The sequence below is a fragment of the Pseudomonas sp. OG7 genome (assembly GCF_014192825.1).
GTDB classification, from domain to species: Bacteria; Pseudomonadota; Gammaproteobacteria; order Pseudomonadales; family Pseudomonadaceae; genus Aquipseudomonas; species Aquipseudomonas monteilii.
Genome location: NZ_JACHYK010000001.1, coordinates 357,715 through 381,643, shown reverse-complemented (window position 1 = coordinate 381,643; position 23,929 = coordinate 357,715). Strand labels below are relative to the sequence as shown.

At 62.3% G+C, this 23,929-nt stretch carries 26 protein-coding genes; 8 read left to right on the top strand and 18 right to left on the bottom strand.

The genetic code is table 11. The features are described from left to right. Positions 1 to 64: 64 nt before the first annotated feature. Positions 65 to 739 carry a ribose-5-phosphate isomerase RpiA gene (gene rpiA / locus FHW75_RS01830; protein WP_016712559.1) on the top strand — a complete coding sequence of 225 codons (675 nt, stop codon included), beginning with the start codon at positions 65 to 67 and terminating at the stop codon, positions 737 to 739. A gap of 134 nt (positions 740 to 873) precedes the next feature. On the opposite strand, the gene FHW75_RS01825 is transcribed toward rpiA, so the two are convergent. The 4 genes from FHW75_RS01825 to FHW75_RS01810 all read right to left on the bottom strand — a co-directional run bounded on the left by FHW75_RS01825 (position 874) and on the right by FHW75_RS01810 (position 4,967). Beyond that, complete coding sequence (locus FHW75_RS01825; RefSeq protein ID WP_019097320.1) at positions 874 to 1,776, bottom strand: SdiA-regulated domain-containing protein; 903 nt, start codon at positions 1,774 to 1,776, stop codon at positions 874 to 876. 90 nt (positions 1,777 to 1,866) lie between these two features. Next, positions 1,867 to 2,784, bottom strand: a complete 918-nt coding sequence (locus FHW75_RS01820; protein ID WP_019097321.1) for an SdiA-regulated domain-containing protein — start codon at positions 2,782 to 2,784, stop codon at positions 1,867 to 1,869. 94 nt (positions 2,785 to 2,878) lie between these two features. Then, positions 2,879 to 3,544 carry a fumarylacetoacetate hydrolase family protein gene (locus tag FHW75_RS01815; RefSeq protein ID WP_016712562.1) on the bottom strand — a complete coding sequence of 222 codons (666 nt, stop codon included), beginning with the start codon at positions 3,542 to 3,544 and terminating at the stop codon, positions 2,879 to 2,881. Between the two features lie 25 nt (positions 3,545 to 3,569). After that, positions 3,570 to 4,967 (bottom strand): FAD-binding oxidoreductase, encoded by a 1,398-nt coding sequence (locus FHW75_RS01810; RefSeq protein ID WP_027610002.1) that lies wholly within the window; start codon positions 4,965 to 4,967, stop codon positions 3,570 to 3,572. 171 nt (positions 4,968 to 5,138) lie between these two features. On the opposite strand from FHW75_RS01810, the gene serA reads away from it, so the two are divergent. Further along, positions 5,139 to 6,368, top strand: a complete 1,230-nt coding sequence (serA, locus tag FHW75_RS01805; RefSeq protein WP_016712564.1) for a phosphoglycerate dehydrogenase — start codon at positions 5,139 to 5,141, stop codon at positions 6,366 to 6,368. Positions 6,369 to 6,415: 47 nt separating this feature from the next. On the opposite strand, the gene FHW75_RS01800 is transcribed toward serA, so the two are convergent. After that, positions 6,416 to 6,892, bottom strand: a complete 477-nt coding sequence (locus FHW75_RS01800; RefSeq protein WP_016712565.1) for a DUF4399 domain-containing protein — start codon at positions 6,890 to 6,892, stop codon at positions 6,416 to 6,418. Between the two features lie 223 nt (positions 6,893 to 7,115). Between FHW75_RS01800 and FHW75_RS01795 the strand changes: the two genes are divergently transcribed. Further along, positions 7,116 to 7,604 carry a transporter substrate-binding domain-containing protein gene (locus FHW75_RS01795; protein ID WP_019097323.1) on the top strand — a complete coding sequence of 163 codons (489 nt, stop codon included), beginning with the start codon at positions 7,116 to 7,118 and terminating at the stop codon, positions 7,602 to 7,604. 61 nt (positions 7,605 to 7,665) lie between these two features. Here FHW75_RS01795 and FHW75_RS01790 read toward each other — a convergent pair whose 3' ends face one another. Continuing rightward, positions 7,666 to 8,169 (bottom strand): DUF523 domain-containing protein, encoded by a 504-nt coding sequence (locus tag FHW75_RS01790; protein ID WP_025752198.1) that lies wholly within the window; start codon positions 8,167 to 8,169, stop codon positions 7,666 to 7,668. Continuing rightward, on the bottom strand, positions 8,156 to 8,788 hold the full coding sequence (locus FHW75_RS01785) for a 2OG-Fe(II) oxygenase (protein WP_025752196.1): 633 nt from the start codon (positions 8,786 to 8,788) through the stop codon (positions 8,156 to 8,158). The genes FHW75_RS01790 and FHW75_RS01785 overlap by 14 nt, the downstream gene beginning before the upstream one ends. Before the next feature lie 113 nt (positions 8,789 to 8,901). On the opposite strand from FHW75_RS01785, the gene FHW75_RS01780 reads away from it, so the two are divergent. After that, positions 8,902 to 9,654: a DUF2059 domain-containing protein gene (locus FHW75_RS01780; protein WP_019097325.1), complete on the top strand. Its 753-nt coding sequence runs from the start codon at positions 8,902 to 8,904 to the stop codon at positions 9,652 to 9,654. On the opposite strand, the gene FHW75_RS01775 is transcribed toward FHW75_RS01780, so the two are convergent. After that, on the bottom strand, positions 9,655 to 10,581 hold the full coding sequence (locus FHW75_RS01775) for an alpha/beta hydrolase (protein WP_183673064.1): 927 nt from the start codon (positions 10,579 to 10,581) through the stop codon (positions 9,655 to 9,657). It abuts the gene before it with no gap. A 124-nt stretch (positions 10,582 to 10,705) separates the two neighbouring features. Here FHW75_RS01775 and FHW75_RS01770 point away from each other — a divergent pair, with 124 nt between their 5' ends. The 3 genes from FHW75_RS01770 to FHW75_RS01760 all read left to right on the top strand — a co-directional run bounded on the left by FHW75_RS01770 (position 10,706) and on the right by FHW75_RS01760 (position 13,804). After that, positions 10,706 to 11,269: a DUF6436 domain-containing protein gene (locus FHW75_RS01770; RefSeq protein ID WP_019097327.1), complete on the top strand. Its 564-nt coding sequence runs from the start codon at positions 10,706 to 10,708 to the stop codon at positions 11,267 to 11,269. An 85-nt stretch (positions 11,270 to 11,354) separates the two neighbouring features. Next, positions 11,355 to 13,532, top strand: coding sequence for an S-type pyocin domain-containing protein (locus FHW75_RS01765; RefSeq protein WP_183673062.1), 2,178 nt, complete (start codon positions 11,355 to 11,357; stop codon positions 13,530 to 13,532). Next, the gene (locus tag FHW75_RS01760; protein WP_025752190.1) at positions 13,529 to 13,804 is read left to right on the top strand and encodes a bacteriocin immunity protein; all 276 of its coding nucleotides are present in this window, start codon (positions 13,529 to 13,531) and stop codon (positions 13,802 to 13,804) included. Before FHW75_RS01765 ends, FHW75_RS01760 begins: the two co-directional genes overlap by 4 nt. 38 nt (positions 13,805 to 13,842) lie before the next feature. Here the strand turns inward: FHW75_RS01760 and FHW75_RS01755 are convergent, their stop codons facing one another. Continuing rightward, the gene (locus FHW75_RS01755; protein ID WP_084296615.1) at positions 13,843 to 14,394 is read right to left on the bottom strand and encodes a sugar O-acetyltransferase; all 552 of its coding nucleotides are present in this window, start codon (positions 14,392 to 14,394) and stop codon (positions 13,843 to 13,845) included. 86 nt (positions 14,395 to 14,480) lie between these two features. On the opposite strand from FHW75_RS01755, the gene FHW75_RS01750 reads away from it, so the two are divergent. Beyond that, the gene (locus tag FHW75_RS01750) at positions 14,481 to 16,844 is read left to right on the top strand and encodes a penicillin acylase family protein (protein ID WP_183673060.1); all 2,364 of its coding nucleotides are present in this window, start codon (positions 14,481 to 14,483) and stop codon (positions 16,842 to 16,844) included. A 125-nt stretch (positions 16,845 to 16,969) separates the two neighbouring features. Here the strand turns inward: FHW75_RS01750 and FHW75_RS01745 are convergent, their stop codons facing one another. From FHW75_RS01745 to FHW75_RS01705, 9 genes are all read right to left on the bottom strand, one after another. Further along, positions 16,970 to 17,842 carry a transporter substrate-binding domain-containing protein gene (locus FHW75_RS01745; RefSeq protein ID WP_027609999.1) on the bottom strand — a complete coding sequence of 291 codons (873 nt, stop codon included), beginning with the start codon at positions 17,840 to 17,842 and terminating at the stop codon, positions 16,970 to 16,972. Further along, on the bottom strand, positions 17,839 to 18,612 hold the full coding sequence (locus FHW75_RS01740) for an amino acid ABC transporter ATP-binding protein (protein ID WP_027609998.1): 774 nt from the start codon (positions 18,610 to 18,612) through the stop codon (positions 17,839 to 17,841). Before FHW75_RS01740 ends, FHW75_RS01745 begins: the two co-directional genes overlap by 4 nt. Then, entirely contained in the window at positions 18,609 to 19,268 is a 660-nt protein-coding gene (locus FHW75_RS01735; protein WP_183673058.1) for an amino acid ABC transporter permease, read from the bottom strand. The genes FHW75_RS01740 and FHW75_RS01735 overlap by 4 nt, the downstream gene beginning before the upstream one ends. Beyond that, complete coding sequence (locus FHW75_RS01730; RefSeq protein ID WP_089229949.1) at positions 19,249 to 19,914, bottom strand: amino acid ABC transporter permease; 666 nt, start codon at positions 19,912 to 19,914, stop codon at positions 19,249 to 19,251. The genes FHW75_RS01735 and FHW75_RS01730 overlap by 20 nt, the downstream gene beginning before the upstream one ends. 206 nt (positions 19,915 to 20,120) lie before the next feature. Then, a complete protein-coding gene (locus FHW75_RS01725; RefSeq protein WP_019097332.1) occupies positions 20,121 to 20,906 on the bottom strand; it encodes a MetQ/NlpA family ABC transporter substrate-binding protein in 786 nt (261 codons plus the stop codon). Positions 20,907 to 21,081: 175 nt separating this feature from the next. Further along, positions 21,082 to 21,912 carry a sigma 54-interacting transcriptional regulator gene (locus FHW75_RS01720; protein ID WP_019097333.1) on the bottom strand — a complete coding sequence of 277 codons (831 nt, stop codon included), beginning with the start codon at positions 21,910 to 21,912 and terminating at the stop codon, positions 21,082 to 21,084. 57 nt (positions 21,913 to 21,969) lie between these two features. After that, the gene (locus FHW75_RS01715) at positions 21,970 to 22,551 is read right to left on the bottom strand and encodes an alpha/beta hydrolase (RefSeq protein ID WP_019097334.1); all 582 of its coding nucleotides are present in this window, start codon (positions 22,549 to 22,551) and stop codon (positions 21,970 to 21,972) included. 249 nt (positions 22,552 to 22,800) lie between these two features. Continuing rightward, entirely contained in the window at positions 22,801 to 23,202 is a 402-nt protein-coding gene (locus FHW75_RS01710) for a biopolymer transporter ExbD (RefSeq protein WP_016712576.1), read from the bottom strand. Position 23,203: 1 nt separating this feature from the next. After that, the gene (locus FHW75_RS01705; RefSeq protein WP_016712577.1) at positions 23,204 to 23,923 is read right to left on the bottom strand and encodes a MotA/TolQ/ExbB proton channel family protein; all 720 of its coding nucleotides are present in this window, start codon (positions 23,921 to 23,923) and stop codon (positions 23,204 to 23,206) included. Positions 23,924 to 23,929: the final 6 nt, after the last annotated feature.

The following is a 23,929-nucleotide window of genomic DNA, read 5'->3' as shown; positions in this document are numbered from 1 at the left end:
AAAGCCGCCCAAGCCGTTATACTAGGCAACTTTGAAAACCGCCCTGCCCCTTTTCGGAGCCCGCATGACCCAGGACCAACTCAAACAGGCCGTCGCCCAGGCCGCTGTCGACTTCATTCTGCCCAAGCTGGATGAAAAGAGCGTTGTCGGCGTCGGCACCGGTTCGACCGCCAACTTCTTCATCGACGCCCTGGCTCAGCACAAGACCGCCTTCGACGGCGCAGTCGCCAGCTCCGAAGCCACCGCCCAGCGTCTGAAGGGCCATGGCATCCCGGTCTACGAGCTGAACAGCGTCAGCGAGCTGGAGTTCTACGTGGACGGCGCCGACGAAAGCGACGCGCACCTGAACTTGATCAAAGGCGGTGGCGCGGCCCTGACCCGGGAGAAAATCGTCGCGGCCGTGGCCAAGACCTTCATCTGCATCGCCGACGGCAGCAAGCTGGTGCCGGTGCTGGGCGCCTTCCCGCTGCCGGTCGAAGTGATCCCGATGGCCCGCAGCCACGTGGCGCGCCAGCTGGTGAAGCTGGGCGGCGACCCGGTGTATCGCGAAGGCGTTGTGACCGACAACGGCAACGTGATCCTCGACGTGCACAACCTGCAGATCACCAACCCGGCGGAGCTGGAAGCGCAGATCAACGCCATCGTAGGTGTGGTGACCAACGGCCTGTTCGCGGCGCGGCCAGCGGATTTGCTGCTGCTGGGTACCGCTGAAGGCGTGAAAACCCTGAAGGCCGAGTAATCGTCGGCGAGGGCTTTGCCCTCGATTCGCGGCACAAGGCCGCTCCTACAAGAGACTGCAGCGCCTGAACCTGATGCGCTCCCCTGTAGGAGCGGCCTTGTGCCGCGAAAGGGCTGCAAAGCAGCCCCTCCTGCTCACTCCGCTAGCTGCTTGAACACATAAAACAGGTTCGGCTCACTGACCAGATAAATGGTCCCCGCCTCATCCATCGCAATCCCCTCGGCCTGCGGCACCGTCGCCTGCAACCCCTGGAAGCCCTTGCGCAGCGACAAGGTGCTCAGCGGCCTGCCTTCTACATCCAGCTCCAGCACCAGGCGCGATTCGTCCGAAAGCGCCAGCAAATGCCCGCTGCGCTCATCGAACTGCAAACTCGACAAATCCCGCACAAACAGCCGCGCATCGCGCTTGCGGTCTTGCACCACATGCACCGCGTAAGGCTTTTCCGGGTTGTCATGCGGGAAGCCGTGCACCTCGTAGATCAGCATCGGGTCACGCTCCTTGGCCACGAACAGGCGCTTACCCGCCGAATCGTAGGCCAGCCCCTCGAAACCCTTGTTGCCGTTCAGCCCAATGCCCAGGCTGAGCTGCTCGGCGTCACCGGCATCGAGGAACATCGTGTCGTCTTCCAGCCGCACGCGAATCAGCCGCTGCTGGCGCTCGTCGGTGATCACATAGCTGTTGGGCCCCACGTACTCCACGGCTTCCGGGTCGCCAAACCCGGTCAATGGCACCCGGCGCAGAATACGGCCGTCCAGCGACAGCTCGATCAGCTCCGAACGGGCGTTGGTGACGGTGAACAGGGTCTTGCGGTCGGGGTCGTAGGTCAGCGCCGAGATGTCGTCATCCAGCCCTTCGACCGGCTTGGCCTCCACCACCACCCGGTAGCGGTCCAGGCCAATGCTCTGCTCGGCGGGCTGCCACCAGGTCTTCAGGTTGAACCAGCCGCGCTCGAACAGGCGAAACTCCTGCCCGGCCCAACCAAACAGGAGTAAGCCGAGGGCGGCGAAAACAAGGATAAGGCGAACATAACGGCGCATAAGGGCAGGCTCGACACAGGGGTGGCGAATCTAACCATGAACAACTGAAGTAAAGCTTAATGCCAGCATCCGAAATGCCCGATTTCGGGCTCAGTTTTTTCTGAAGCGATAGAACAAGGCCGGCTCACTTACCATATACAGGTTGCCCTTGTCGTCCATCGCCACCCCTTCGGCCCTCGGGATGGTGTCTTCAAGCCCGTTGAAGCCGCCAAGCAAGGTCATGAAACTGACCTGCTGGCCCTGTTCGTCCAGCTCCAGCAGCATGTTGGAGTCGGCCGAGAGCACCAGCAGGTGGCCGGTACGCGGGTCGACACCCAGCGCCGAGAGGTTGCGCAGGTCGAGCTCATCGCTCGGCAAAGGCTGCTTCTCACCCTTGAGCGGGCTGCGGCCATCGGTGTTCCAGGTGTACAGCTTGGGCGGGCGCTCTTCGCCGATGATCAGGCGCTGGCGCATCGGGTCCCAGGCCACGGCCTCGAAGCCCTTGTTGCTTTTCACCGACGCGCCCAGGTCGTGGCTCTGGAAGTCGTCATGGTTCAACGCCGTGGTCTGTGCATCCACCTTGACCACGGTCAGGTCATGCAGGCGCTCGTCTGTGATGGCCAGGTAGCCGTCTTCCAGCACGGCAACGCCTTCCGGGTTGTTCCAGCCATTGAGCGGGATCTTGCGCAGTACATCACCCTCCAGGCTCAGCTCGACCAGGATCGGGTTCTTGCCCATGACCGCGAACAAGGTGCGGGTATGTGGGTTGAAGGCCAGGTCCGAGGCTTCGTCATCGTCCATGCCTGGCAGCGGCTTGGCATCGATGTCTACCTGGTAGTCCGGCAACCACACGCTTTCGCTGCGCTCGGCGGTGCTTTCGAAGCTCTCTTTTACCCACAACGCACCGCGGTCATCCCAGTGCATGGCCACGGCCACGCCATAACCGATCACCGCTGCCACGGCCAGGCCGAAGGGCCAGCGCAGGTAGAAGCGACGCTTGGAGGTTGCCGGGGCGGAGGAGGATGGCATGCGCGGGTCCTGGGGGAATGGGCGAAGATCCGCGCATTATCCGGATCGAGTGTGAAAAATCGGTAAACAGGGCCTACCTCTTCGCGGTTCGGACTCAGAGCACCCGGCTTTCGAAGCGGCTTACACCCGGCAGCTCCAGCACCAGCTCATCACCCACATTGAACGGCCCCACGCCCGCCGGGGTGCCGGTGAGAATCACATCCCCCGCCTGCAACGAAAAATGCGCCGCCATGTACTGGATCATCGGCACGATCGGGTTCAGCATCATCGCGCTGTTGCCATCCTGGCGCACTTCGCCGTTGACAGTCAGGCGTACCGGAATGTCGGTCACGTCCTCAAAGCTGCCAGCCGAGACGAACGGCGGCAGCACACAGGCGCCGTCGAAGCACTTGGCCAGCTCCCACGGCAGGCCCTTCTCTTTCAGCTTGGCCTGTACATCGCGCAGGGTCAGGTCCAGCGCCGGGGCATAGCCGGAAATGGCGTCCAACACCTCTTCCTCGCTCGGATGGGTCGACAGCGGCTTGCCCAGCAGCACGGCAATTTCGGCCTCATAGTGCACCGAACCACGTTCGGCCGGGATCTTGAAGCCGCCTTCGGCCGGCACCACGCAGCTACCCGGCTTGATGAACAGCAGCGGCTCGGTAGGGATCGGGTTGTCCAGTTCCTTGGCATGCTCGGCATAGTTGCGGCCGATGCACACCACCTTGCCCAACGGGAAGTGAATGCGCGTGCCGTCTACGTACTGGTGCTGGTAACTCATGGCCGACTCCTCTGGATACTGCTTTTTATTCAGGTGCGAAGATCTTACCCGGATTCATGATGCCGTTAGGGTCGAATACGGCCTTGATCGCCTTCATGCAGGCGATTTCTTCGCGCGAGCGGCTGTAGCCCAGATAGTCGCGCTTGGTCATGCCCACGCCATGCTCGGCCGAGATCGAACCGTTGTAGCGTTTAACGATGTCGAACACCCACTTGTTGACCTTGGTACACGAGGCAAAGAAATCATCCTTGCTCATGTGCTCGGGCTTGAGGATGTTCAGGTGCAGGTTGCCATCGCCGATGTGGCCGTACCACACCACCTCATAGTCGGGGTAATGCTCTGCGACGATGGCGTCGATATCGCGCAGGAACGCCGGCACTTTCGACACAGTGACGGAAATGTCGTTTTTGTACGGAGTCCAGTGCGAGATGGTTTCCGACAGGTACTCGCGCAGCTTCCACAGGTTTTTAAGCTGGGTTTCACTCTGGCTCATCACCCCGTCCAGCACCCAGCCCTGCTCCACGCAGTGCTCAAAGGTGGCCAGGGCCTCGTTGGCCACTTCCTCGGTGCTGGCCTCGAACTCCAGCAACGCATAGAACGGGCAGTCGGTCTCGAACGGCGCCGGTACGTCACCGCGCGCCAGAATCTTTGCCAGGCCCTTGTCGGAGAAAAACTCGAAGGCCGTGAGGTCCAGCTTTCCCTGGAAGGCATGCAGCACCGGCATGATCGAGTCGAAGTCCGGTGTACCCAGCACCATCGCCGTAAGATTTCGCGGTGCCCGGTCGAGGCGCATGGTGGCCTCGACCACGAAGCCCAGCGTGCCTTCGGCACCAATGAACAACTGGCGCAGGTCGTAGCCGGTGGCGTTCTTGATAAGGTCCTTGTTCAGTTCCAGCAGTTCGCCCTTGCCGGTGACCACTTTCAACCCGGCCACCCAGTTGCGGGTCATGCCGTAGCGAATCACCTTGATTCCGCCGGCATTGGTGCCGATGTTGCCGCCAATCTGGCTAGAACCGCTGGAGGCGAAGTCCACTGGGTAATAAAGGCCCTGTTCTTCGGCGTAGGCCTGCAACTGACGCGTGATCACGCCCGGCTGGCAGACCACGGTGCGGTCGAAGGCATTGAAGTCGAGAATCTGGTTCATGTAGTCGAAAGAAACGACAACCTCGCCATTGGCCGCCACGGCGCCGGCCGAAAGCCCGGTACGCCCGCCAGAGGGCACCAGGGCTACCTTGTGCGCATTGGCCCAGCGCACAATCGCCTGCACCTGTTCTACCGTCTTGGGGAAGACGATGGCGCTGGGCGCCGGCGGGTAATGCTTGGTCCAGTCCTTGCCATAGGCTTCGAGGGAAGCCGCGTCGGTCAGGACCTTGCCAGGGTCGACAAGGGTCATCAGTTCTTCAATTACAGCGGGGTGGGTCATCGCTGGAACTCTCGACTTATTCATAGTCACCCTGAGCACTCTTCACCTGTCGGGATAAGCTCAGATTGTGTCGCGTATGCTAGCATAGCCCTCCCGCTGTTCATGCTAAGGCTGCCCTCGCGCCTGGCATCACCCCTCGCCATTTTTTCTCCGGGATACAGGTTTACGCAGATGAGCAAGACTTCTCTCGACAAGAGCAAGATCCGGTTCCTTCTTCTTGAAGGTGTGCACCAGAACGCAGTCGATACCCTCAAGGCTGCCGGCTACACCAACATCGAATACCTCACTGGTTCGTTGCCGGAAGCCGAGCTGAAGGAAAAGATCGCCGACGCCCACTTCATCGGCATCCGTTCGCGCACCCAGCTCACCGAAGAGATCTTCGACTGCGCCAAGAAACTGGTCGCTGTTGGCTGCTTCTGCATCGGCACCAACCAGGTAGACCTGGAAGCGGCCCGCGAGCGCGGTATCGCAGTGTTCAACGCGCCGTACTCCAACACCCGCTCGGTGGCCGAGCTGGTGCTGGCCGAAGCCATCCTGCTGCTGCGCGGCATCCCTGAGAAAAACGCCTCCTGCCACCGTGGCGGCTGGATCAAGAGCGCGGCCAACTCGTTCGAAATCCGTGGCAAGAAGCTGGGCATCGTCGGCTACGGTTCGATCGGCACCCAGCTGTCGGTCCTGGCCGAGAACCTGGGTATGCAGGTGTACTTCTTCGACCCGCTGACCAAGCTGCCACTGGGCAACGCCGTGCAGGTCACCAGCCTGAACGAGCTGCTGGGCCTGGCCGACATCGTTTCGCTGCACGTGCCTGAGCTGCCATCCACCCAGTGGATGATCGGCGAGAAGGAAATCCGCTCGATGAAGAAGGGCGCGATCCTGATCAACGCCGCCCGTGGCACCGTGGTTGAACTGGACCATCTGGCCGCCGCCATCAAGGACAAGCACCTGATCGGCGCCGCCATCGACGTGTTCCCGGTCGAGCCACGCTCCAACGACGAAGAGTTCGAAAGCCCGCTGCGCGGCCTGGACAACGTGATCCTGACCCCGCACATCGGTGGTTCCACCGCCGAAGCCCAGGCCAACATCGGCCTGGAAGTGGCCGAGAAGCTGGTCAAGTACAGCGACAACGGTACCTCGGTGTCCTCGGTCAACTTCCCGGAAGTGGCCCTGCCGGCGCACCCCGGCAAGCACCGTCTGCTGCACATCCACGAAAACATCCCGGGCGTGCTCAGCGAGATCAACAAGGTGTTCGCCGAGAACGGTATCAACATCTCCGGTCAGTTCCTGCAGACCAACGAGAAAGTCGGTTACGTGGTAATCGACGTTGACGCCGAGTACTCCGACCTGGCGCAAGAGAAACTGCAACAGGTCAAAGGCACCATCCGCTCCCGCGTCCTGTTCTAAGTTCGCTTGCTGCATGAAAAAGGGAGGCCCTGGTGGCCTCCCTTTTTTTATTTCACTTCAACCGTGATCTTCTTCGACTCGACGCTCGGCTTGAACGGCACGTGATACTGGTCACCCAGAATCAATTGCAGGGTGTGCTTGCCCGGCGTCAGGGTAATGCTGGTCTCGGTCTGCGCCTTGCCGAAGTGCAGCACCTGCGGGCCCGCCGGCAGCGCGGTGCCGGCTTCCGGCATCAGGCTGGTTGGCAGCGGCATGTCAGCCACGGGTTCTTTATCCACATCCACCAGCAAGTGGTGGTGCCCGGTGTGCGGGGTCTGGTCACCCGCTGGCTTGAGTGCCATGCCCTCAATGCCGAACTTGACGGTGAAGGTCTTGTCGACCGTGGCGCCATCGGCGGGGGAAACGATGAAGACCTTGGCCTCCTTGGGCGGCTCCTGGCTCTTCAGGGCATCTGCGGCACTGGCGAATACCGACGCTCCCATCAGCAGACCGGCAACGGCAGCACGCGAAAATAGGCTGTTCATTCACTTCTCCTGTGATTCACTTATTGACCGCAGCCTGGGATCCAACGGCAGCGGTAGTTCACCTTAGTTGAAATATTCGCCAAGGTGTTCACATTGCCTGACAGAAATATTTCCGTCAGGGTTAAACAATGCCGAGGCTTCAAGGTCATAGGCTGCGTTCGATCACGGCGAGGAAGAAAGCCGTGGCGAAAGTTATTCATCTGCTAAAAGAAAAGGGGCATTCATGCGTTCGACCATAGGGGTACTGCTGGCAGTACTGATCAGTCCATTGGCCCAGGCGGAGCTGATAGACGAAGTCGCCGACCGGGGCGAACTGCGCATTGCAGTGCGGGCTGACAACTCACCGTACGCCTTCAAGCAAGACGATCACCTGACGGGGTTCGACATCGAATTTGGCCAGGACCTGGCCCGGGAACTGGACTTGCGCGCCGAGTTCGTCGAGGTCCCGGCCGCCGAAGTGCTGAGCGGTGTCGAGAGTGGCAAATATGACATTGCACTCACCCCATCGACCGATGCGCCAAAGGGCGACGGCCCACTCGATGTAAGCCTGCCGATTGGCGAAAAGAAGCGGGTGATTCCGTTCCAGAAGGACAACCCGGCGTTCGAGAGCGCGGTGAATAATGCGCTGCAACGGCTGAAAGACAGTGGCCGCACTGCCGAGCTTGAGCAGAAGTGGTTCAAGGGTGTGCAGGAGACTGCGGCCGGGCAGTAAGGTTTTTTACAGCCAGTACCGGCCTCTTCGCGGGTTTACCCGCGAAGAGGCCGGTACTGGCTTAAACTGAAAGCCCAGCCAGCGCCTGCTGCGCCTGTTCCAGCTCCAGCTCGCTGAACACCCGCACCCCCGCCCGCCGCAGCAACGCCGTGGTCACCCCTTCCCCCGCCACCTTCACACCAGTGAACGTGCCGTCATAGGTCAACCGGTTACCACACGATGGGCTACCCGACTTCAGCACTGCCACACGAATGCCATGCCGCTGCACCAGTACCAGCGCCAACTGCGCCCCGGCCAGAAACGCGGCACTGACATCCTCACCCGTCACCGTCAGCACCTGCGCCTCGCCATCAAGCACCTCGCCACCCTGTCCACCCGGAATCTCCGCAGGCGGACGCGGCGTCGGCAATCCACCTGCCACCTCCGGGCACAACGGCACTACGCGCCCTTCTGCCTGCCATTGCTGCAACAAGTCAGGATGGCCACTGGCCCGGCCGTCATAGCGCACCGGTTGCCCCAGCAGGCAAGCGCTGACCAGTACCTTGGGCAAATCAGAACGGGTCATTGCCACGGCGCCGGAACCAGCCCGTCAACGACAGCCGTTCTCGCCCGGCCGGCAGCACTTCGTGGGGCACCTCGCCCGACAGGAACACCACCAGGCAACCCGCCACAGGCTCAACGTCGTGCTCGACGCCATCGGCCAGGAACATGCGCAACTGGCCCCCGTCCTCAGGTTGCCAGCCTTCATTCAGGTACAGCACGGCCGACACCATGCGCCGGTCATCGTCGCGGAAGCGGTCCAGGTGCCGGCGATAGAACGCCCCCGGTGGGTACAAGGCAAAATGGCACTCGAAATCCTCCAGGCCCAGGAACAGGCCCTGGTTGATGACCAGGCGCAACTGGTCCATGGCCGCCAGGTACTGGTCGCAGGCCTCGGCCTGCCCGGGGTCGATCCACTGGATGTGGTCGCCGCGGATGGCCTCGCGCACCTCCTGGGCAACCCCGCGCCCAACCGCTGCCGGGTTAAGCTCGCCTTCGGCATCACGGCGTCGGCATTCGGCCGCCAGCGCACGCACCAGGTCGGCAGGCAAAAACAGCGCCTGCTGGGACCAGCCATGGGTGGCCAGATCGTCGACGACGGCCGCAAGCATCGGGTGTTCGGGGGAGTTGTGCATGGCGCGCATCATATCCATTCGCCATGCCGGCGCACAGCGCCACTTGGCCGAGAAATACGCGGATATCTCGACAAACCGGCGCCGGGCCAAGGACAATAGCCACCTGCCGACAGGAGTCCTGAATGCGCCGTCTGTTTTCCCTGATTCTGCTGATGATCTGCACCATGCCTGTCTGGGCAGACAACCTGGATCAACTGTACAAGGCCGCCGGCTGGCCCGACCAGCGCGCCCACTTCAACGATGCTCTCACCGCCGCCCAGGCGCGCTACCGCAACAGTTTGCCCCCCGCCGTGTACCAGGCGCTGGTCAACAACAGCAACCAGCGCTTCCAGGCCCAGGCGGTGGACCGTCGCGCCCAGGCGCAGCTGCGGGCCACCCTGGCCAATCCGGCACCTGCCTTGGCCTTCTTCCAGTCGCCGCTGGGGCGCAAGGTGGTGGCAGCCGAGCTGAAGGCCACCCGCAAGGACGAACTGGCCAAGAATGCCAAAGGCCTGCCCAAGATCCAGGCCAGCGACGACCGCCTGCTGGTCATCGGCCACTTGGCGCAAGCCCTGCCAGCGCGTGAGGCCGGTGCCGAAGTCAGCCTGGCCATTGCTGGCGTGGCGGCCGACAGCCTCAGCTCGATGATCCCTGGCCTGTTCGGCGGCGGCCAGGCACAGGGCCTGCTCGACGGCCAGCGCCAGCGCCTGATGAACCAGATCGGCGAAGACCTCAACAACACCTTGCTGTATGTCTATCGCGACCTGTCCGATGCCGAGCTGGAAGCGTTCGCCACCTTTGCCGAATCACCCGACGGCAAAGCCTACTACCAGGCAGCGCTGGCGGCTGTGCGTGCGGGCCTGGCGGTTGGCCAGAGCAGCAACGACCTGAAGTGATCAGCCCAGGCGCTGGTCGATGAAGTCGAAGTAGCGTTGGCGAATGCCTGGCAGCTCGTTGGCCAGGTGGTGACGGGCCTCGGGCAGCATCAATATCTGTGGGTCGGCAAACTTGGCCTTGAGCACTTCGAGGTTGTAGGGCCAATCCACCGTGCCGTCGGCCTCCCCCTGCACGATCAACGGCCGCCGCGGACTGTGCGGCGCGGCTTCGATGCGTTTGACCCAGGCGATCAGTGCGCCCACCCAGGCGGTTGGCAGGCGACGCGGTTGCAGCGGGTCGGCCTCGAGGAACGGCAGGAAGGCCGGGTCATTGGTGTTTTCGCTAAAGCGCCGTTCGATGCCGTTCACGAAGTGACGCAGCACGCGATAGCTCAACTTCGACCAGCGCCAGGAACAAGGTCGCACCAGCGGTGCCAAAAGGATGACCTGGCCATCGATGGGGCTGTGTGCCCCCTGATGCAGCAGGTGGTCAACGGCGATGGCGCCACCGGTGCTTTGCCCGCAAAGGTGCCAGGGGCGCGGCAGCTGCAGCGTGCGCGCCTGTTCGAACAACGCCTCCAGCACCTGCTGATACACCGAAAAATCACTGATGCTGGCCCGCTCGCCACTGGACAGGCCGTGGCCGGGCAGGTCACAGCTGATCACGGCAAAACCCTGCGTGAGCGCCCAGTCGATCACATGCCGATACAGGCCCATGTGATCGTAGTAGCCGTGCAGCAGGAACAACGTCGCGGTCGGCTGCTCAGGTAGCCACACCTGCCCGACCAGGTCGAACCCCGCCGCCTGAAAGCCGCCCAGCCAGCTCTGGGCTGACAAGTTCAGGCCATAGAAGCGCTGGTAGTCCTGCGCCTCGGCCGACAACGGCTGGCGAGCGGTCAACGGCAAAAGGCTGTGGCGCAGGTGATCGGGGTGAAAAGCAACAGGCATCGGGTACATCCACGGCGAAGCAAGTATTGATCTGGGATATTCAGCTCTGGCCGGCGTCGTGGCAAGCTTGCTCACCTCGAACAACCAGCACCGATCTAATTGTGGGAGCGGCCACCTACTCTTCATGAATAGCCAAATCATAAAACCGCTGTGCATGGTAGTCGCCTTGTTAGCTGGCGCCGCCATCCTCTGGCAGGCCTACACCACCTTCCAGGCCCGCTACCTGCGCCCGTTCGACAACCAGGCCACGCTGTTCGACGGCAGCCAGCTGCAACTCCCTGCCGAACTGGCCGGCCCGGGCCCGGTCCGCGTGGTGCATTTCTGGGACCCGGCGTGCCCGTGCAATGTCGGCAACCAGCAGCACCTGGGCGACCTGGTCAGCCAGTTCGCAGGCCAGGGGGTGAGCTTCCACGTGCTGCAAAAGCCCGGCAGCCATGGCCAACTACCCGCCAACCTCGCCGCCCTCAAGCCCCTTGCCAGCCTGCCCGGCAGCGAGCACTTGCCCGCCTCCCCGGCCGTGGCCATCTGGGACCGGCAAGGCCGCCTGGCCTACTTCGGCCCTTACAGCGAAGGTGCGGTGTGCAATGCCAGCAACAGTTTCATCGAACCCATCATCCAGGCCTTGCTTGCTGATCGTCCCGTGCAGGCCAGCAATACGTTAGCCGTAGGGTGCTATTGCCCCTGGTAGTTAGCGAACACCCGATACTTATCTACAGCTTCGGCCCAAAGGAAGATTTTTACCGTCACGACATACAGACCAATGGAGAAACTGTATGTCGCAGCACGGATTCACCGAGCTTCCCCACAGCTATGTACACGGCACTCGCCCTATCTTCATCCCTGGCGTTTTCTGGGGCCATAACCGCATACCGTATCAACTGGCATCGACCTTTCGGCCAGGCAGCCTGGTCATCGAACTGATACCGCAAATCGAAAACGACAAGCGCCAGGTCAAGCAGGCACATGCTCAGCGCGAGGCCACACTTGATCAAGACCTCGAACACGCTATTGCCAGTGAGGTGGGCTCACTGGCCGGCCTTGGAGAAGTCCAGGCGCTCGAACTGACAATTGCAGCGGTCAACCAGCTTCAGGCACAGCTTGGCCCACGTCTGGACGCTGTGCGCCAGCAAGCCAACCGTTTCTTTGGCACAGACCCGGAGCATCGATCCTTTCACGAGTTCCTGAACGCTTCACGCACCCAGGCTGATCCCCGCCAGGCCTGGCTTGAGTCCTACCGGGCAGCGTTCGAGGTCAAGTACCTTGAACAGCAACACAGCCTGCTGATCAAGCGCCAGCATCTTCTGCGCAGCCAGTTGTCCAGTGCCAAAACCAGGGAAAAGAGTAACGAAGCGATTGCCCGAGCGCTGGACAAGGTAGAGCAAGCGATAGTCCGCACACTCACCGCCCATCACGAGCTACAAATGGCCACCAGCACGATACAGCGCGTGCTCACGGCCTTCGAACGGCACCAGCATGAGGACATTGCCGAAGAAACAGCGCTGGAGCATAGCCACGAGCTTGAGCGGGAAACATCCGACCTGCTCAAGATGCGCGAACATCTGCGCGCCACAGTCTCCAACAAGCGCGTGCAGTATCGCCGATTGGCATCGGAGATTGGCTTGCTCGACTTCGACCGGATGTTTCATGGCCCCACAGCCACTGAAGCTCACAGGGCGCAAGCCGCTGACTTGAAAGCTCAGGCATCTGCCCACGCCGCCGAGCATGCAAGCACTTCAGCACTTGAAGAGGCAGCAGGGGAACAACTGCATCTACAGGCAAACCGTGCCGTCGAAGCAGCCTTCGATGAGCAGTGTCTGCTCAGCGCTCTGTCAGGCCGTACGCCAAGCAACACCCCCGTCACCTTCAACGCCTGGGTCGCCAGCACCCTACACCCGCTGATTTTGGCTACTTCACGCGGCGGCACGGCGCATTTCGAGCCAATATGGCGTGCGCTGGGCACGGCTATCAACAGCGCTGCTGCTCGGCTGCTGGCCCGTGCGGCCGGACACCTGCCGCTGATGCTCTATGCCGCCCGACTGGGCGATGGCGAACGCATGGGGGTCACTGTTCCGCTTGCCCTGATGACACCCGGTGCAGACCTCACCCAAGAGGCGAACCGCAAGGTTGGTCAGACCCTTGAGTTGCCGCTACGGATGAATGCAGTACCCGATGGGACTCAGACCGAGGTGTACCTGGCCGCCACGGACGGCAGCGGCATCCTGCGGGACGTACGGGTGCGTCAGGCACAGTGGGATACGACTCAGGGGGCCTATCGTTTCACCGCCGAAGGGCCGGGTGGCGCAACACTGCTGTGGCATCCGGCAACGCCGCCATCGACCCTGAGCACCTTCAACCCCAAGGACGCAAGCTTCACCACGGGCTTCCCCATCGTCGAAGATCTGCAAAAGCACTTGCCGGGCAACATCATCGTTCCCCCACAGCCTGATATTCGTACCTTTCCTGAACTGCCCGACCTGCATATCGATGACTACGTCATCATCTTCCCCGCAGACTCAGGGCTGGCGCCGATCTATGTGATGCTGCGCAACCCTCGGAATTTGCCGGGGGTTGCCAGCGGCAACGGCGTTGTCACACCAGACCGGGTGCTGGATGCAGCCACCACGGCGGCGGGGGCGCCGATTCCTACACGAATTGCGGAAAGGCTGAAGGGGCGGCGGTTTAGCCGGTTCGATAGACTTCGAGAAGCTATCTGGATGGAGATTGCTGCAGATGAAGTGTTCACCCAGCATTTAGACTTCCTGGACGCTGACAACATGCGAAATGGTGTCGCGCCGTATGCCCCGGAGAACCAGTGGGTAGGAAGGCGAATGAAAATTGAAATCCATCACAAACATGAGATTGCAAGCGGAGGGGCCGTGTATGACCTGGACAATCTACTGCTGATGACGCCGCGGGTTCATATTGATCACCACAAGGAGAACAATCAATGACGCTCAAAAGCAAATTGGAGGAGTACACGGAAGATGAATTCCTCTCGCTCATTACAGAGCTGTATGAGAATCGCGAAGGGCGCAGCGGTGCTGAGCTAGAAAGATTTCGAGACAACATAGTCTTCAATTTCAGGCGAATTACCGAGCATCCTGATGGTGCAGATGTGCTGACACGCCCTCCAGCGGGCTCAGACAAAAGCCCACAAGGGGTCGTCAATCGCATAAAGGAATGGCGCGCCGCCAACGGCAAACCCGGCTTCAAACCCGCCTGACCCAAAGCCCTGCGGCCAACACCGCAGGGCTTTTCATATCACCCACGCACCCGCGCCGGGTTACCCACCACCGTGGCCCCCGCCGGCACATCCCGGGTCACCACACTGCCGGCACCCACCACGGCGTTATCGCCAATGCTCACCCCCGGCAGGATGATCGCCGCGCCACCAATCCACACGTTGTTGCCAATGGTCACCGCCCGCCCGCTCTCCAGCCCGCTGCGCCGCAGGTCAGGGTCGAGCGGGTGGTCGGCGGTGTAGATCTGCACGTTGGGGCCGATCTGACAGTCGTCACCGATGCGAACCGGCATCACATCGAGGATCACGCAGTTGAAGTTCATGAAGGTATTGCGGCCAACGCTGATGTTGTAGCCGTAGTCGCAATAGAACGGCGGGCGAATCACCGCGCCTTCGCCCACCTGGCCGAAATGCTCCAGCAACAGCCCATGGCGTGCGTCGTTGAGCAAGTCGACGCTGCTGTTGTAGCGGTGCATCCAGTGCTTGTTGGCGATCTGCTCGGCCTGCAGTTCGGGGCAGCCAGCGTGGTAGAGCTGGCCTGTAAGCATCTTCTGTTTTTCGCTGAGTGACATGGAATTTCCTTCCCGGGGCTATGCTCTGTTCGCGAATCCGCCGATGATCGAACCACATTTTCTGCTTTGACGCACAAGGAGCTTGCATGAAGCGCAGCCTGACCCTGTTGGCCGTGGTGGTTGCCGTGGCCGCCGGCGCCGGTTACTGGTACGTGCAGGGCAAGCTGCCGCAGCGCGAGGGCCAAGTGGCCCTGGCTGGCTTGCAGGCGCCAGTCAGCGTGCGCTACGACGCCCGCGGTGTGCCGCACCTGCAGGCGCAAAACGAGGCAGACCTGTACCGCGCCCTGGGCTACGTGCATGCCCAGGACCGGCTGTTCCAGATGGAAATACTGCGCCGCCTGGCCCGAGGTGAACTGGCCGAGGTGCTGGGCGACAAGCTGCTGCCCACCGATACCTTGTTCCGCAGCCTGCGCATCCGCGAACAGGCCGCACTGATGGCCAAGCGTCAGGACCGCCAGTCACCTGCCTGGCAGGCCCTGCAAGCTTACCTCGACGGGGTCAACGGCTGGCAAGCCAGCCATCCCAAGCCCGTGGAGTTCGACCTGCTGGGTATCACCCCTCGCCCGTTTACCGCCGAAGATACCCTGAGCATTGCCGGTTACCTCGCTTACAGCTTCGCCGCTGCGTTTCGCACCGAGCCCGCACTGACCTACATACGCGACCAGCTTGGCCCCGACTACCTGAACATCTTCGACCTCGGCTGGAAACCCGAGGGGGCGCTGGGCACGCCACTGGCCGCTGCGGACTGGCAAAGCCTGGAAGCCCTAGCCCGCCTCAGCCACCAGGCGCTGGGTGAGGCGGGCATCCCGCAGTTTGAAGGCAGCAACGCCTGGGCGGTGGCCGGCAACCATACCCGCAGCGGCAAACCGCTGCTGGCTGGCGACCCGCACATCGGTTTCGCAGTGCCGGCGGTGTGGTACGAGGCCGAACTCTCGGCACCCGGGTTCAACCTGTATGGCTACTTCCAGGCGCTCAACCCCTTTGCCCTGCTTGGTCACAACCGCGACTTCGGCTGGAGCCTGACCATGTTCCAGAACGATGACGTCGACCTGATCGCCGAGCGCACCAACCCGGCCGACGCCAACCAGGTGATGGTCGAAGGCAAATGGCAGGCGCTGGAAAAGACCGAGCAGCAGATCGCGGTCAAAGGCGAAGCACCGGTCACACTCAGCCTGCGCCGCTCGCCACATGGCCCGATCGTCAACGACGTGCTGGGCGCTACTGCCGGGCCTACGCCCATCGCCATGTGGTGGGCGTTCCTGGAAACCGAAAACCCGATCCTCGAAGGTTTCTACCAGCTCAACCGTGCCGACACACTGGGCAAGATGCGCGAGGCTGCCGCCAAGGTCCATGCACCAGGCCTTAACTTTGTCTGGGCCAATGCCCGAGGTGACATCGGCTGGTGGGCGGCGGCAAAGCTCCCGATACGCCCCGACGGCGTCGACCCGGCGTTCATCCTCGACGGCGCCAGCGCGCAGGCCGACAAGCTCGGGTTCTACCCCTTCAACGTCAACCCGCAGCAAGAGAACCCGGCGCGCGGCTATATCGTCTCGGCCAACTACCAGCCGCCAGCAGGGCTGCCCATACCGGGTTACTACAACCTGCCCGACCGAGGCCGCCAGCTCGACCGCCACCTGGCTAACCCCGAGGTGAAATGGGATACCCAGAACAGCCAGGCCCTGCAACTGGACACCGCCAGCGACCACGGCCCGCGCACCCTTGCACCGCTGCTGGCAACCCTGCGCGCAGTGGCGGACGGAGACGAAGAGAAGGAACTGATCGAACAGCTCGCCGCCTGGCGCGGCGACTACCCGCTGGATTCGACCAGCGCCACGCTGTTCAACCAGTTCCTCTACGAACTGGCCTTCGCGGCCCTGCACGACGAACTGGGCGAAACCTGGTTCCCGGTACTGATCAGCACCCGCGCCATCGACGCTGCCTTGCCACGCCTGGCGGCGGACGCCGACTCCCCTTGGTGGAACACCCGAGGTGGCAACCAGCGTACCGACCGTACCGCCATCGTACGCCTGGCCTGGCAGCGCAGCCTGAAGCACCTGCGCGATACCTTGGGTAGCGACCCGGCCAGCTGGCAATGGGGCAAGGCCCATACCCTGACCCACAACCACCCTCTTGGGGTGAAAAAGCCGCTGAACCTGCTGTTCAACGTTGGGCCGTTCGCCGCGCCCGGTACCCATGAGGTGCCGAACAACCTTTCTGCGAAGATCGGCCCGGCGCCATGGCCGGTGACCTATGGGCCTTCAACGCGGCGGCTGATCGATTTTGCCGATGCCGGGCAGGCGCTGACCAGCAACCCGGTCGGGCAGAGTGGCGTGCCGTTTGACCGGCATTACTCGGATCAGGCCGAAGGGTATGTGCAGGGGCAGTACCAGAAGACGCAGATGGGGATGATTCCGGCGCAGAGCACGCTGAGATTAGTGCCGGCCAGATAACCGAGGGGGCTGCTTTGCAGCCCAATCGCGACACAAGGCCGCTCCCACATGGGCCGGTGTATGCAGGACCTTGTGGGAGCGGCCTTGTGTCGCGATTGGGCCGCAAAGCGGCCCCGTTTACATGGTCAGCCCTGCCACTTGCCCCCTTCCACAATTACGCTTTCCGGCCTGGTGTCATCGCTCAGCTCCTTGCGCACATACTGGTCATACAGCTTCAGCAGAAACTTCTCTTCACCAAGCTTCGCCAGCTCGGCATTCACCCAGTCACGCAGCTCGGTATTGCCCTTCTTCACCGCCGGCGCAATCGGTGCTTCTTCACCCAGCAACTCAGGCAGCACACGGTAGCCCGGGTTCTGCTTGGCCCAGCTGAACAGGATCAGGTTGTCCTGGGCATAGGCATCGCCGCGACCGGTGGCCAGGGCTTGCAGCGATTCACTGTTCTTCTCGAACTTGAGCAGTTTCCAGTCAGGGTGATTTTTGGTCAGCCAGATATCGGCCGTGGTGCCGGTGGTGACGATGATGGTCTTGTCGGCCAGGTCGTCGAGTTTCTGCACCGGGCTGCCATCAGCCACGATGGCCTGCACAGCAACACGCAGGTTGGGGTTGGTGAAGTCCACCGCCTCTTTGCGCTCCGGGGTAACGGTCATGTTGGCGAGGATCAGGTCAACCTTGTCGCTCTGCAGGAATGGAATACGGCTGGCGGGTTCCACGGCAACGAACTCGACCTTGTTCTCATCGCCCAGCAGGTCCTTGGCCAGGCGACGGCCGATGTCGGTATCAAAGCCCACGTAGCGGCCTTTTTCATCGACGAAGCCGAACGGCGGCTTGTCGGTGAACACCCCGACAATCAGCTTGTCGCGGGCCTTGATGGTTTCCAGGTAGCTGGTGGCCGGCGAGGCCGCCGCAGGCTTGGGTGGCTCTTCGGCCTTGTTGCAGCCGGCCAGCAGCGCCAGGCCGAACAGCGGCGCCAGCAGTTTGGAGAGGTTGGCAGTTTTCATGACAGTTCCTTGTGCAGTGTTTTCGGCAGGCTTTCTACGAAGGAGAATTTCTCCAGGAACTGCTGCGCGCGTGCGGTCCGCGGTTGGGTGAAGAAGCTCTCGGGGTTGCCCTGTTCAAGGATCCTGCCGGCCTCCATGAACACGATGCGGTCGGCCACCGCGCGAGCGAAGGCCATTTCATGGGTGACGATGAGCAAGGTCATGCCGTCGCGGGCCAGGCCCTGGATCACCTGCAGCACTTCCTTGACCATCTCGGGGTCGAGGGCTGCGGTAACCTCGTCGAACAGCATCACCTCGGGGTTCATGCACAGTGAACGCACAATGGCGATGCGCTGTTGCTGGCCCCCGGACAACTGCCGGGGGAAGGCGTCGCGCTTGTCCAGCAGGCCGACCCGTGCCAGCAGCGCCTCGGCCTGGGCCTGGGCTTCGGCACGTTCGCGCTTTTGCACCTTGAGCGGGCCGAGCAGCAGGTTGTCGATCACGCTCATGTGGCCGAACAGGTGATAGCTCTGGAACACCATGCCCACCCGCTGGCGGACGTCGCGCCAGTCGGTGCGCGGGGCCAGCAGCTCTTGCCCGGCCAGGCGCAGGTGGCCGCTGTGGGCCTGTTCCAGACCGTTGAGGCAGCGCAGCAGTGTGCTCTTGCCGCAACCGCTGGGGCCGAGGATGACCACCACTTCGCCGGCCGCCACCTTGAGGTCGACGTCCTTGAGCACCTGGTGCTCGCCAAAAAACTTGTTGAAACCCTGAAATTCGATCAATGCGCTCATGAGTGTGCCCAGCGGCGTTCCAGCACGCGCGAGGCGGCGGACAGCGGATAACAGACGATGAAGAAGAACAGGAACAAGGCGCCGTAGATCAGCACCGATTCATAGGTGCGTTCGATGATCTGCTGGCCGACCTTGATCACCTCGACCACACCGATCAGCACGGCCAGCGAGCTGGTCTTGATGATCCGCGTGTAGATGTTGATGGTCGGTGGAGTCATGCGCTTGAGCGCCTGCGGCAGCAGCACGTAGCCATACAGCTGCCAGCCGGCCAGGCCGATGGACAACCCGGCCTCGCGCTGGCCACGCGGCAGGGAAGCCAGTGCACCACGCACGACCTCGCCCACCTCGCTGGCGCCCCACAGGGCCAGCACCAGCACGGCGCACCAGAAACTGGGGATGCTTAGCGCAAAGAAAATCGGCAGGCCGAAGAACACCAGGTACAACCAGACCAGCACCGGGATGGCGCGGAACAACTCCAGGTACACCTGCAAGGCGATGTTCAGGGCCCGGTTGCCCAAGGTTGCCAGCACGCCGTAAAGCACGCCACCCAGCGTCGCGAACAGGATGCCCAGCGCCGAGATGGCCAGGGTCTGCGCGGCGCCGCCGGCCAGCTGCGGCAGCGCCTGTAGCAAGAGGTCAAACCCCGAACTGGCCATGTTGCAGCCTCCTTTCCACATAGCGCAGCAGCAACGACAGCGGCAGGAACAACAGCACGCAGAGCAAGGTCAGCACGGCGAGCATTTCGTAGGTCTTGTAGTACAACGCGATGTAGTTCTTGGTGGTGTAGAGAATTTCGGGCACGGCCACCGCCGACACCACGGTGGTTTCCTTGAGCAGGAAGATGAAATTGGCGAACAGCGCTGGCAGGCTGAGGATACCGGCCTGGGGCAGCACCACATGGCGCAGCAGCTGGCCCTCGGACAGGCCGATGGAGCGCCCGGACTCAAGCTGGGCACGAGGCACCGCCTCGATGCCGGCCCGCAACACTTCGGTGAGGTAGGCACCGCCCATGAAGGTCATGGTGATGATCGCTGCAGAAAAACCGGAAATCTTCAGGCCCAGGCTCGGCAAGGCGAAGTAGACGAAGAACAGCTGGATCAGCAGCGGCGTGTTGCGGGCCAGCTCCACATAGGCTTTGACCAGGCGCCACAGGTAGGGGGTGCGCAGGACCAGCAGGGTGGCATTGACCAGGGCGACCAGCAGCGAGGTGGCGATGGCGGTCAGGCCTACCTGCAAGGTCACGCCCACGGCCTTCAGAAAGGCGGGTAGCGTGCTGAGGATGAATGCGGTGTCGAATGTCATGGGTAGAGCAAGTCTGCAGGGTGCGCGGGGGCACAATGACTAGACTCTAATGATCTAAAAACTTTTTAATAAATACCTTTATTGCATATGCATATCACCGAGCATTTTCACCGGGGCATACATCCTGGGGCTGCAAAGCAGCCCCAGAAACAAAAACGCCGACACAAGGGTGTCGGCGTTTGGTCACGCAAGAATCTCCAACCGGATCAGAACGCCGGCAGCACAGCACCTTGATACTTCTTGGCGATGAATGCCTTCACCTCGGGGCTGGTCAGGGCCTTGGCCAGTTTCTGGATGGCCTCGCTGTCCTTGTTGTCCGGGCGGGCAACCAGGAAGTTCACGTACGGCGAGTCGGCGCCTTCGATCACCAGCGCATCCTTGGCCGGGTTCAGGCCAGCTTCCAGGGCGTAGTTGGTGTTGATCATGTCCAGGTCGACCTGGTCCAGCACACGCGGCAGCATGGCCGATTCAAGCTCGCGGAACTTCAGCTTCTTCGGGTTCTCGGCAATGTCCTTGGGGGTGGCCAGCGCGTTTTTCGGGTCTTTCAGGGTAATCAGGCCAGCCTTCTGCAGCAGGATCAGGGCGCGGCCGCTGTTGCTGCCTTCGTTAGGGATGGCAACGGTAGCGCCTTCCTTCAGCTCGGACAGGTTCTTGATCTTCTTCGAATAACCACCGAACGGCTCAACGTGCACGCCGATCACGGTTTCCAGGTGGGTGCCTTTACCTTCGTTGAAGCTCTTCAGGTACGGCAGGGTCTGGAAGTAGTTGGCGTCCAGGCGCTTCTGGTCAACCTGCACGTTCGGCTGCACGTAGTCGGTGAAGACCTTGATCTGCAGGTCCACACCTTCTTTGGCCAGGGTCGGCTTGATCAGCTCGAGGATTTCGGCGTGCGGTACCGGGGTTGCGGCAACTACCAGTTTCTCGGCGGCGGCAGCCAGGCCGGCGAACGACAGGGCAGCGGCCAGGGCAGTGGTCAGCAGGGTCTTCTTCATGGTGGTCCTTGTTCTGGTTCTGGGCCATCGACGATGGCGAATTGGGTGCCCAACCGGTTCACCAGCGGGCGTGAGGCGGACAATAGCTGGATTTTTTATGCCGCAACAATACCTTTTACTTAGCTGCTTATTCCAAAAACAAATCGCCATCAGCCACTTTGCTTATGAGCGATGTCTAGCGCGCGGGGTTGTGCAGGTCCAGGTCCTCTGGCTGCAGCTCTTCGCCGTCATTGACCAGCAAGGCGAAGTGGATGACGTTCTCCAGTTCACGGGTGTTGCCGGGCCAGGGATGCGCCTCCAGCACCTGCTGCGCCGCCTCGCTCACCAGCGCCACAGGCCGCTGCAGCCGCACGCTGTAGATGCCCACGAAGTACTCGGCCAATGGCAGGATATCGCCCGGCCGTTCGCGCAGCGGCGGCAGCTCCAGCGCCCCCTCGCGCAGGTACTGGTACAGGCGCTCGTTGAAGCGCCCCGCACGCACCACCCGCGCCAGATCGATGCTGGTCGCGGCCACCAGCCGCACATCCACCGGCTGCGGCTGCTGCGCGCCCACCCGGGTGACTTCGCGGTTTTCCAGGGCAGCCAGCAGCTTGCCCTGGATGGCCAGCGGCAAGTCGGCGATCTCGTCCAGGTACAACGTGCCGCCATTGGCCGAGCCGAACCAGCCGGCGCGGCTGCTGGCCGTGCCACCCTGGCTGCCGGCGCTGTAGCCGAACAGTTCGGCATCGGCGTAGGTGGGGCTGATGGCCGCGCAGTTGACCGACACGAACAAACCACTGCGGTCGCTGGCACGATGGATCTGCCGTGCCAGCAACTCCTTGCCGGTGCCGGTTTCGCCACGGATCAGCACGGGCAAGGGTTGCGGCGCCAGGCGCTCAAGGTCTTCGCGCAGTTGCTGCGAACGCGGGTCGATGAACACCAGCGCCTTGGCGCGGATGCTCAGCGGGCTCTTGTCCAGCTCGGGAAAGGTCAGCAGCGGCTGGCCAAACGGGTTTTGAAAAGTCATGACAAACTCCCGCCCCAGGCCTTCATTGGCCGGGCGTCAGGTAAGCGTTAAAGGCGATCAGGCGCGGCGCAGTGCGCGCTGCTCAACCCGGCTTTGCAAGCGGTACAAGTAGGCGAAGCCTTGCTCCCAGCGCTCATGGCCGGACTTGACGTTGATGTGCCCGGCGTTGCTCAGCAACCCCGCCTCGGCGCCCCAGGCCTGGGCCAGGTACAGCGCCCGTGGCACGTTCACGGCCGGGTCGTTGTCCGAACTGACCACCTGGCTGGGGAACGGCAGTGCGTCGGTCGGGATCGGCGCAAAGTTGCGCAAGGCTGGCGCGCAGGTGGGCCGCTCGACGTCCGCTGGTGCCACCAACAGCGCGCCACGCACACGTCGCAGCAAGGCCGGGCTGGCCTGCGCAGCCCAATGGGCGACGGTGATGCAGCCCAGGCTGTGGGCAATCAGGATCACCGGCGACTCTTCGGCAACAATCGCCTGCTCCAGTGCCTGCACCCAGTCCTGGCGCTGCGGGGTCAGCCAGTCGTGCTGCTCCACCCTGGCACTGTTGGGCAGGGTGCGCTGCCAGTGACTTTGCCAATGGTTGTCTGGCGATCCTTGCCAGCCCGGCACAATCAGGTAGCGAATCGACTCATTGCGCATGGGGACGCCTCCAGTAAGTTTGCGTGCTTGGAGACCAGTATAGGGAGGGAGTTATATTCGTAAAGGAATAAGAAGCTATTTATTAATAACCTAAATGTACACCTTGAGAGAATTGTCGGCTGTGAGACCGAGCGCCGCGCGGGCGGCGCTCGACCTCACAGGCGCTGGACCTGTCACGGCAAAAAAAAGGGCCACCCCCTGCCAAGAGATGTGGCCCATAAGCACTTGCCTGAAGAGGTTTGGCGGGTATCAGCGTGCGGTAATCACCGCCAGCTTGCTGATGCCTGCACGTTCGATGGCTGCCATGGCCCGCGCCACTTCGCCGTAGTTAACGCCGTCATCGGCCTGCAGCTGCACGCGCACGTCTGCGTCCTTGTCCTTGGCGGCCTTGAGGCTGGTTTCCAGCAGGTCGGGCTGGATCTGGTCCTTGTTGATGAACAGCTTGCCTTCACCGTCGATGCTGACCACCAGCGGGTCCTTCTGCTCTACAGGGGCCACGGCCTCGGTCTTGGGCAGGTTGATGGGGATGGCGTTGGTCAACAGCGGCGCGGTGACGATGAACACCACCAGCAGCACCAGCATGACGTCCACCAGCGGCGTGACGTTGATTTCACTGAGGACTTCGTCGCTGTCCTGGGTCGAAAAAGCCATGTCAGGACGCCTCCTTCACGGGCTGGGTGAAACCGGCCTGTGGCTTGTGCACGGCGGGGTGCACCAGCACGCGGAAGGCACTCTTCTGCGCCAGGCTGTAGAAGTCGTGGGCGAAGTCGTCGAGGTCGGCAGCGGTCAGCTTGAGGCGGCGCAGGAAGTAGTTGTAGACCAGCACCGCAGGCACGGCGACGGCAATGCCCACACCGGTTGCCACCAATGCCGCACCAATTGGACCTGCTACGGTTTCCAGGCTGGCGGAGCCGGCCGCGCTGATGCCCTTGAGTGCTTCCATGATGCCCCACACAGTGCCGAACAGGCCGATGAAAGGTGAGGTGCTGCCGATACTGGCGACCACTGCCAGGCCGGTTTCCAGCGAGCGGCGCTCACGCACGATCTGCTGGCGCAGGGCACGCTCCAGGCGGTCCTGGTGGTTGATGGCGTGGCTCAGGTCGTTGGCCTGGGTGTCGCCGACGGCAATCGCGGCATAGCCAGACTGGGCAACGCGGGCAGCCGGGCCGGGCAGCTCGTGGCTGAGCTCGGCGGCCGAGTCCAGGCTGGAGGCCGCCCAGAACTGCTGGTGGAAGCGTTTGTCCTGGTTCTTCAACCGCACGAACTGCGCGACCTTGACCAGGGCCAGGCCCCACGTGACGACAGAGAAACCAACCAGCAGCCAGATGACTGCGCTTTCAACGGATTCGAGGGGGGATGCCAGCAGGCTCATGATGAT

Bases quoted from the DNA above. Each gene is read 5' to 3' on its own strand.
- FHW75_RS01725 (WP_019097332.1), bottom strand. From the start codon at position 20,906: ATGAAGAAGACCCTGCTGACCACTGCCCTGGCCGCTGCCCTGTCGTTC.
- FHW75_RS01720 (WP_019097333.1), bottom strand. From the start codon at position 21,912: ATGACTTTTCAAAACCCGTTTGGCCAGCCGCTGCTGACCTTTCCCGAG.
- FHW75_RS01760 (WP_025752190.1), top strand. From the start codon at position 13,529: ATGACGCTCAAAAGCAAATTGGAGGAGTACACGGAAGATGAATTCCTC.
- FHW75_RS01735 (WP_183673058.1), bottom strand. From the start codon at position 19,268: ATGGCCAGTTCGGGGTTTGACCTCTTGCTACAGGCGCTGCCGCAGCTG.
- serA (WP_016712564.1), top strand. From the start codon at position 5,139: ATGAGCAAGACTTCTCTCGACAAGAGCAAGATCCGGTTCCTTCTTCTT.
- FHW75_RS01715 (WP_019097334.1), bottom strand. From the start codon at position 22,551: ATGCGCAATGAGTCGATTCGCTACCTGATTGTGCCGGGCTGGCAAGGA.
- FHW75_RS01740 (WP_027609998.1), bottom strand. From the start codon at position 18,612: ATGAGCGCATTGATCGAATTTCAGGGTTTCAACAAGTTTTTTGGCGAG.
- FHW75_RS01750 (WP_183673060.1), top strand. From the start codon at position 14,481: ATGAAGCGCAGCCTGACCCTGTTGGCCGTGGTGGTTGCCGTGGCCGCC.
- FHW75_RS01710 (WP_016712576.1), bottom strand. From the start codon at position 23,202: ATGGCTTTTTCGACCCAGGACAGCGACGAAGTCCTCAGTGAAATCAAC.
- FHW75_RS01820 (WP_019097321.1), bottom strand. From the start codon at position 2,784: ATGCCATCCTCCTCCGCCCCGGCAACCTCCAAGCGTCGCTTCTACCTG.
- FHW75_RS01810 (WP_027610002.1), bottom strand. From the start codon at position 4,967: ATGACCCACCCCGCTGTAATTGAAGAACTGATGACCCTTGTCGACCCT.
- FHW75_RS01745 (WP_027609999.1), bottom strand. From the start codon at position 17,842: ATGAAAACTGCCAACCTCTCCAAACTGCTGGCGCCGCTGTTCGGCCTG.
- FHW75_RS01705 (WP_016712577.1), bottom strand. From the start codon at position 23,923: ATGAGCCTGCTGGCATCCCCCCTCGAATCCGTTGAAAGCGCAGTCATC.
- FHW75_RS01775 (WP_183673064.1), bottom strand. From the start codon at position 10,581: ATGCCTGTTGCTTTTCACCCCGATCACCTGCGCCACAGCCTTTTGCCG.
- FHW75_RS01800 (WP_016712565.1), bottom strand. From the start codon at position 6,892: ATGAACAGCCTATTTTCGCGTGCTGCCGTTGCCGGTCTGCTGATGGGA.
- FHW75_RS01765 (WP_183673062.1), top strand. From the start codon at position 11,355: ATGTCGCAGCACGGATTCACCGAGCTTCCCCACAGCTATGTACACGGC.
- FHW75_RS01770 (WP_019097327.1), top strand. From the start codon at position 10,706: ATGAATAGCCAAATCATAAAACCGCTGTGCATGGTAGTCGCCTTGTTA.
- FHW75_RS01785 (WP_025752196.1), bottom strand. From the start codon at position 8,788: ATGCGCGCCATGCACAACTCCCCCGAACACCCGATGCTTGCGGCCGTC.
- FHW75_RS01795 (WP_019097323.1), top strand. From the start codon at position 7,116: ATGCGTTCGACCATAGGGGTACTGCTGGCAGTACTGATCAGTCCATTG.
- FHW75_RS01755 (WP_084296615.1), bottom strand. From the start codon at position 14,394: ATGTCACTCAGCGAAAAACAGAAGATGCTTACAGGCCAGCTCTACCAC.
- FHW75_RS01815 (WP_016712562.1), bottom strand. From the start codon at position 3,544: ATGAGTTACCAGCACCAGTACGTAGACGGCACGCGCATTCACTTCCCG.
- FHW75_RS01825 (WP_019097320.1), bottom strand. From the start codon at position 1,776: ATGCGCCGTTATGTTCGCCTTATCCTTGTTTTCGCCGCCCTCGGCTTA.
- rpiA (WP_016712559.1), top strand. From the start codon at position 65: ATGACCCAGGACCAACTCAAACAGGCCGTCGCCCAGGCCGCTGTCGAC.
- FHW75_RS01730 (WP_089229949.1), bottom strand. From the start codon at position 19,914: ATGACATTCGACACCGCATTCATCCTCAGCACGCTACCCGCCTTTCTG.
- FHW75_RS01790 (WP_025752198.1), bottom strand. From the start codon at position 8,169: ATGACCCGTTCTGATTTGCCCAAGGTACTGGTCAGCGCTTGCCTGCTG.
- FHW75_RS01780 (WP_019097325.1), top strand. From the start codon at position 8,902: ATGCGCCGTCTGTTTTCCCTGATTCTGCTGATGATCTGCACCATGCCT.